This window comes from Alkaliphilus hydrothermalis (genome assembly GCF_016908555.1).
Classification (GTDB): Bacteria; Bacillota; Clostridia; order Peptostreptococcales; family Natronincolaceae; genus Alkaliphilus; species Alkaliphilus hydrothermalis.
The window spans coordinates 111,621-118,097 of record NZ_JAFBEE010000009.1; the positions used below are offsets into that span (position 1 = coordinate 111,621).

The following is a 6,477-nucleotide window of genomic DNA, read 5'->3' on the forward strand; positions in this document are numbered from 1 at the left end:
ACTAATGAGGGCATTATGGACTGCTGCTTCAGGAATGAAGGCACAGCAATTAAATATGGATACAATTTCAAATAACCTTGCTAACGTTAATACAACTGCTTATAAAAAACAAAGGGTAGAATTCAAAGACTTGCTGTATGCTACCCTTAGCAAAAGTAATATAAATGATGGAACTGGTAGACCTGTGAACCTACAGGTGGGGCATGGAGTGATGCCCTCTGGTACAAGTCGCTCTTTTATCACAGGCAGCTTAGAAAAGACAGAAAGCCCCTATGATTTAGCAATCGATGGGGAAGGATTTTTTGCCATCGAAGGCTCCAATGGAGAATTTACCTATACAAGGGACGGTAATTTTAAAATCAGTGTAGAAGACACAGAAAGAAAACTAGTAACCTCTGATGGATATGCGGTATTATCAGAGTTTGATGATGTCATTGTTTTGGAGGAAGGCCTTGATAATATCACCATATCAGATAAGGGGCTAATTACTGCTGAAAATGAAGGTGGCGAAATAGTTGAGATTGCCTCCATCAAGCTAGTTAAGTTTATGAATCCAGAAGGACTAGAATCCATAGGGAGAAATCTATATAAGTCAACAGTAGCTTCTGGTGAAGAAATTCGTATGGAGGAGGAAGGAAAAACAAGTAATATTCTTCAAGGATATCTTGAAACCTCCAATGTACAGGTGGTTGACGAAATGGTTCGAATGATTACTGCCCAGAGAGCATATGAAATCAGCTCGAAGGCAATCCAGACTGGTGATGAGATGCTGGGAATCGCCAATAATCTTAAGCGATAGTTTGCTTAAAAAGTAGGTGGAGCAATGAAAATTAATGAAATGAATAATATTGCTAATCCAACAGTGGGGAAAATCAATTCCCCACAAACCGATGACCAAAAGAAATTAATGGAGGCATGTCGTCAGTTTGAGGCAGTTTTCATTAATATGATGCTAAAGGAGATGCGGTCAACGGTACCTGATGATGGACTAACGGAGAAAAGCCAAGGCCGTGAGATCTTTGAATCCATGTATGACGAAAAGCTTTCGGAGTCAATGTCAAAGGGACAGGGAATTGGACTGGCAAAGGAAATGTATCGCCAATTATCTAGAACATACAATGTAACAAATGTTAAACCATCCCAACAAGAGTAAATCTTGATTGGAGTTGTGGAGGCAACAAACAGTAGCTGTTCAAAAATCTTACGGCCGTGGAACAAGTTAAAGGTATGAACAGACTAAGCCAGGAGTAATCCTGGCTTATTTCAATAGTAGAGATTGAATTTTACAAGATTAGTCGATAATAAGTATATTAAGAGATACATAAAGGAGTGTTGTGTAAAATGGAGTTAAATAATGTAGAGATTCAAAAAATCATTCCCCATAGATATCCTTTTTTATTGGTGGATAAAATCGTTGAGATGGAACCAGGAAAAAAGGCCGTAGGAATTAAAAATGTTACCATTAATGAACCCTTTTTTCAAGGACATTTCCCTGGGAATCCAATAATGCCAGGGGTCCTGATTACAGAGGCATTAGCTCAAGTGGCGGCTGTGACTTGTATGAATTTAGAAGAAAATAAGGGGAAATTAGGGGTATTCACTGGAATTGACAACTGTAAGTTTAGAAAGCAAGTGGTTCCAGGGGATGTCTTAAGATTAGAAATTGAAATGACTGCTTTAAGACGAGGAATCGGCAAAGCATCGGCTAAGGCTCTAGTTGGGGATGAGCTAGCTTGTAGTGCCGATTTAACCTTTGCTTTAATTGACCCAAAATAAAACCTGTTTTTTCTTAAAAACTACCAAGTATGTACACTAGAGGGGAGGCTCTTTAGGTCATCAAGGTGGTTTTTCTGTGGATAATTTCCAGAAAAATTAAAGGAATTAATCAATTTAACCAAATGATATATAAGAGAATATTATTTATCTTTGGAATCGTTGGGATTTGTTAGGAGATGAGTTAAAGAAATGAGATATGTTCCTATTCAACATGTTAAGGCAGAAAGTTTTTTAGCAAAGCCATTAATCAATGATAATGGCCATATTTTATTGAAGGCAGGCGCTCAGCTTAATGAGTCCTTAATTCAAAAGATACAAAGAATGGGCTTCTTAGCGCTATATATTAAGGATGAACACTCCCAGCATGAAATCGAAGATGTAATCGAGGCAGAGGTGAGACAGAAGGCTACTAAGTCCCTTCAAGCCTTCTTGGAGGGTTCTATTGATACTAGAAAAATGAGTACTAATGATATGAAGAATCTTCAAAACAAAGAAGAAGAGGTAAAATCAGTAGTAAAAGCCATCATTGACGATTTGTTCCTTCAAAAAGATATTGTTATGAACATGGTGGATATTAAGAAGGTGGACGATTACACCTATGGACACTGTGTAAACGTTATGCTACTTTCTGTTATGGTAGGTATCGGTGCCAACATGAATAAGCAGCAATTATATGATTTGGCTATTGGGTCCCTTATGCATGATGTAGGAAAACTATTTATACCAAAGGAAATCCTTTTAAAGCCATCGGGGTTAACTAATGATGAATATATAGCAATACAACAACATACCACCAAAGGATTTGAATGGTTGAAGAATTATTCGGAGTTCTCTGCACCAGCAAGGAGCGTTAGTTTGCAGCATCATGAACGGGTAGATGGTAGAGGATACCCCAATGGATTAAAGGAAAAAGATATTCATATATACTCAAAAATTACCTCCATTACAGACGTATACGATGCCTTAACTTCTGACCGGTATTATCGTAGGGCATTGCCAGCTAAGGAAGCTATTGAGTATATTTTAGGTGGAGGGGGGCAATACTTTAGCATAGACTTAACAAGGATTTTTGCCAAGAAAGTAAATCCCTATCCCCTTGGGACGCTGGTGAGAATAAATGGTGGAATGGTGGGGGTAGTGGAGGTTATCAACAATGAAAACTTCCAAAGACCCATTGTGAAAATTCTTCAGGAAAAGGGTGTTAAGGTAACCCCATGGCTATGTGACCTTTACAAAGAGAGAAATCTAGTAATCGAATCCATTATATTTAGCGTATAATTACTTAAGGCACTAGGGGGAGATTCTATAAGTATAGATGAGATTAGGTAACGGGAGGGAATATAGAATGGATTTGAGGACAATAAAAAACTATGAGCTTTGGTCAACGGATGATTATTTTGACTCTAATACAAAAAAGGAACTAAAAAATCTGCAAGGGAATGAAAAAGAGATAGAAGATCGTTTTTATAAAGACTTAGAGTTCGGTACAGGTGGGATTAGAGGTGTAATTGGAGCGGGAACTAACCGCATGAACATTTACACAGTTAGAAAGGCGACTCAAGGCTTGGCTAACTTTATAAGTAAATATGGCGAAGCGGCCAAGAAAAGAGGGGTTGTCATTGCCTACGATTCTCGGCATATGTCAAAGGAGTTTACTGAAGAAGCTGCGAAGGTTTTAGCTGCTAATGGGATAAAAGCTTTTGTTTTTGAAAGCTTAAGGGCAACTCCAGTCCTTTCCTTTGCAGTAAGACAACTAAAGGCAATTGCTGGTATTGTCGTCACCGCCAGTCATAATCCCCCCCAATACAATGGGTACAAGGTATATTGGGAGGATGGAGGGCAAGTTGCTACAGAATTAGCCCATGGTATTACAAGGGAAATTAATGAAATTTATGATTTTCATCAGATAGAAGTGATAGACAAGGAAACGGCGATTAAGATGGGATTATTTAATATAATTGGTGGGGAATTAGATGATGAATTTATGCAAGCAGTGAAATGCCAGTCCTTAAGATGGGATATCCCTCAACAAGTAGGAAAAGATTTTAAAATTGTGTATACACCCCTACATGGTACAGGGAATATCCCCGTTAGAAGAGTATTAAAGGAAATTGGATTTCAGCAGGTGTTAGTGGTTCCAGAACAGGAGCCGCCAGACCCTAATTTCTCTACGGTTACTTATCCAAATCCAGAAGAAAGAAAAGCCTTTACTTTAGCAATGGAAATGGCTAAGAAGGAAAATGCCCAGTTGATCATAGGAACTGACCCCGATTGTGACCGTGTAGGAGCTGTGGTTGAGAACAAAGAGGGTGAATATGTTGTTCTTACTGGAAATCAAATAGGAGCCCTTTTAGTTCACTACATATTAAGTACGCTAAAGGAACAAGGTCGATTACCCAAGAATGGTGCAGTAGTTAAAACCGTAGTCACCAGTGAAATGGGGGCAGTGATTGCAAAATCCTTTGGGGTGGAGGTATTTAATACCCTGACAGGTTTCAAATATATAGGGGAAAGAATCAAGGAATTTATTGCAGAAGATTCCTATACCTACCTATTCGGATATGAGGAAAGCTATGGTTATTTAGCAGGGACCCATGCCAGAGATAAAGATGCAGTTGTAGCATCAATGCTGATCTGCGAAATGGCCGCCTATTATCACTCAAGGGGAATGAATCTATATGAGGGTCTTTTAGCCCTTTATGAGGAATACGGATACTTTCTAGAAGATCTAAAATCCATTACCTTAGAGGGTAAAGCAGGGATGGAAAAGATTCAGACAACTCTAAATAGATTTAGAGAAAATCCACCAAAGGAAATCAACGGAGTACCTGTAGAGGTAATGGAGGATTATCTGCATCAAAAGCGATATGTATTCAAAGAGGAGAAAGAAGAAGTGATTCAACTACCATCCTCTAATGTCATCAAGTTTATATTGGATGATGGTACATGGCTATGTCTGAGGCCCTCTGGTACAGAGCCTAAACTAAAGGTCTATGGAGGTGTGCAAGAGGAAACCCTAGAAGAATGTATAGACAAATTACAGAAGAATATTGATTATATTCTTGAATATATTAGATAAAATTTTTGGCATTGAAGAACACAGCAACCCTACGAATTTTGTATAAGATTCGTTTTGCTGTGTTTTGTTTTTTGGGGGGGAAGGTACTAGGACTGAGGGATGGAGTATTTCATACTGAACATTATTAAGGGAAATTTTAATAAAGTCGTAATATTTAAAGGGAGATAATAAATGATATAATGAAGAGAAATAGTAAAACTACAATAAAAAAAGTAGTGTCAAAATTAGCACTACCCCTCTAGAAAGGAGAAATAAGTATGAAAAAAATAATGATATTAGGTTTGATTTTTCTTTTAATTTTTAGTATGGCAGCTTGTAAACAAACAGCTGAACCCCCTGAGGAGCAAACGCCAGTAACTCAAGACCCACCCCAAAATGTAGTCGTAGATCCAAACCCAGTGGGAGAAAAGGAAGAGATTACAATCTACTATATAAATAATGACTATATCGCAACTGGAAATGAATCGTTGGAAAAGGCAATTCCAGTGAAAAAAGAAGTTGTTATCGGAGAGAAGTCAATAGAAGAAGTAGTGTTAGAGGAACTTCAGAAAAATCCTGAAGATGAAAAGTTAAGTACAGCAATGGGAATCATTAAAGTATTAAGTGTTGAAACAGCAGAAAATACAGCCTTCGTAAATTTGTCAGGTGAAAAGCTGAGGGGAGGGTCTTTGGATGAAACAATGATCTTAACTCAATTAATCCTTTCCTTAACAGAACTACCAGGAATCGAACAGGTACAAATTTATGTTGATGGAAGCGTAAGGGAAACTCTAATGTCCCATTATGAGATTATGGAGCCGCTTACTAGAGAAGATATAGGATACTAGACTTAGCCTGTTGAAAAGCCATCATCTTCTGCGTCACTGCGAAAGACCAGCATTCTCGCGTATTATTTATACGCCACGACCGCTGGTCTTTCTTGTTCCTTGAATCTAACGGCTTTTGAACAGGCTATACTTAGGTTGAAAAGCCATCATCTTCTGCGTCACTGCGAAAGACCAGCATTCTCGCGTATTGATTAAACGCCACGACCGCTGGTCTTTCTTACGTATTAGTATATGTTTAAACTAGTAAAAAAGCCTTGTAAACATTGGATATTTTTAGTACTTTTGGCATCTATACATTTACTTTCATGAATGAGAGAATTAAGTTAGAATTAAACTAGTGAAAGAATTACTTACTTTATATTACATATCTTTCAGTTATGTTAAAACTAGATTACAAAGCAGTTTTTTATAGACATCTGTGGTAGACTATATATATAAAATATGGTAAATTTGGTGGTGATGTATATGAAAATTGTTTTTGTTTTATTTTTAATAACTTTATATGCCCTACTAGATTTGACAGCGAAAGATGAAAAAAAAGATCCGCAATTTTAATTATATACTTGGTTATTCTTCTCCCCTCCTTCTGTAGGTCCTAATAATAATAATATTATTAGGGCCTATAGTTTTTTATAGCCTGTTGAAAAGCCCTCATCTTCTGCGTCACTTCGATAGAACAGCACTCTTACGTATCTCTATGTACGCTACGATCGCCGTTCTATCTTGTTCCTTGAACCTAAAGGCTTTTGAACAGGCTATAGTTGAGTTGAAAAGCCCTCATCTTCTGCGTCACTT

At 37.6% G+C, this 6,477-nt stretch carries 6 protein-coding genes; all 6 read left to right on the top strand.

Translation table 11 applies throughout. From position 1 onward, the window contains the following. The first annotated feature begins 4 nt into the window (after positions 1-4). Entirely contained in the window at positions 5-799 is a 795-nt protein-coding gene (gene flgG / locus JOC73_RS08320; protein ID WP_204401995.1) for a flagellar basal-body rod protein FlgG, read from the top strand. A gap of 24 nt (positions 800-823) precedes the next feature. Next, the gene (locus JOC73_RS08325) at positions 824-1,153 is read left to right on the top strand and encodes a rod-binding protein (RefSeq protein WP_204401997.1); all 330 of its coding nucleotides are present in this window, start codon (positions 824-826) and stop codon (positions 1,151-1,153) included. Positions 1,154-1,341: 188 nt separating this feature from the next. Further along, positions 1,342-1,776, top strand: a complete 435-nt coding sequence (fabZ, locus tag JOC73_RS08330) for a 3-hydroxyacyl-ACP dehydratase FabZ (RefSeq protein ID WP_204401999.1) — start codon at positions 1,342-1,344, stop codon at positions 1,774-1,776. A 189-nt stretch (positions 1,777-1,965) separates the two neighbouring features. After that, complete coding sequence (locus JOC73_RS08335) at positions 1,966-3,054, top strand: HD-GYP domain-containing protein (RefSeq protein ID WP_204402001.1); 1,089 nt, start codon at positions 1,966-1,968, stop codon at positions 3,052-3,054. Positions 3,055-3,121: 67 nt separating this feature from the next. Then, positions 3,122-4,855 (top strand): phospho-sugar mutase, encoded by a 1,734-nt coding sequence (locus JOC73_RS08340; protein ID WP_204402003.1) that lies wholly within the window; start codon positions 3,122-3,124, stop codon positions 4,853-4,855. Between the two features lie 257 nt (positions 4,856-5,112). Further along, the gene (locus JOC73_RS08345; RefSeq protein WP_204402005.1) at positions 5,113-5,682 is read left to right on the top strand and encodes a GerMN domain-containing protein; all 570 of its coding nucleotides are present in this window, start codon (positions 5,113-5,115) and stop codon (positions 5,680-5,682) included. The last annotated feature ends 795 nt before the right edge of the window (positions 5,683-6,477 follow it).

Excerpts from the sequence above, each read along its gene's own strand:
- flgG (WP_204401995.1), top strand. The coding sequence starts at position 5 with ATGAGGGCATTATGGACTGCTGCTTCAGGAATGAAGGCACAGCAATTA.
- JOC73_RS08325 (WP_204401997.1), top strand. The coding sequence starts at position 824 with ATGAAAATTAATGAAATGAATAATATTGCTAATCCAACAGTGGGGAAA.
- fabZ (WP_204401999.1), top strand. The coding sequence starts at position 1,342 with ATGGAGTTAAATAATGTAGAGATTCAAAAAATCATTCCCCATAGATAT.
- JOC73_RS08335 (WP_204402001.1), top strand. The coding sequence starts at position 1,966 with ATGAGATATGTTCCTATTCAACATGTTAAGGCAGAAAGTTTTTTAGCA.
- JOC73_RS08340 (WP_204402003.1), top strand. The coding sequence starts at position 3,122 with ATGGATTTGAGGACAATAAAAAACTATGAGCTTTGGTCAACGGATGAT.
- JOC73_RS08345 (WP_204402005.1), top strand. The coding sequence starts at position 5,113 with ATGAAAAAAATAATGATATTAGGTTTGATTTTTCTTTTAATTTTTAGT.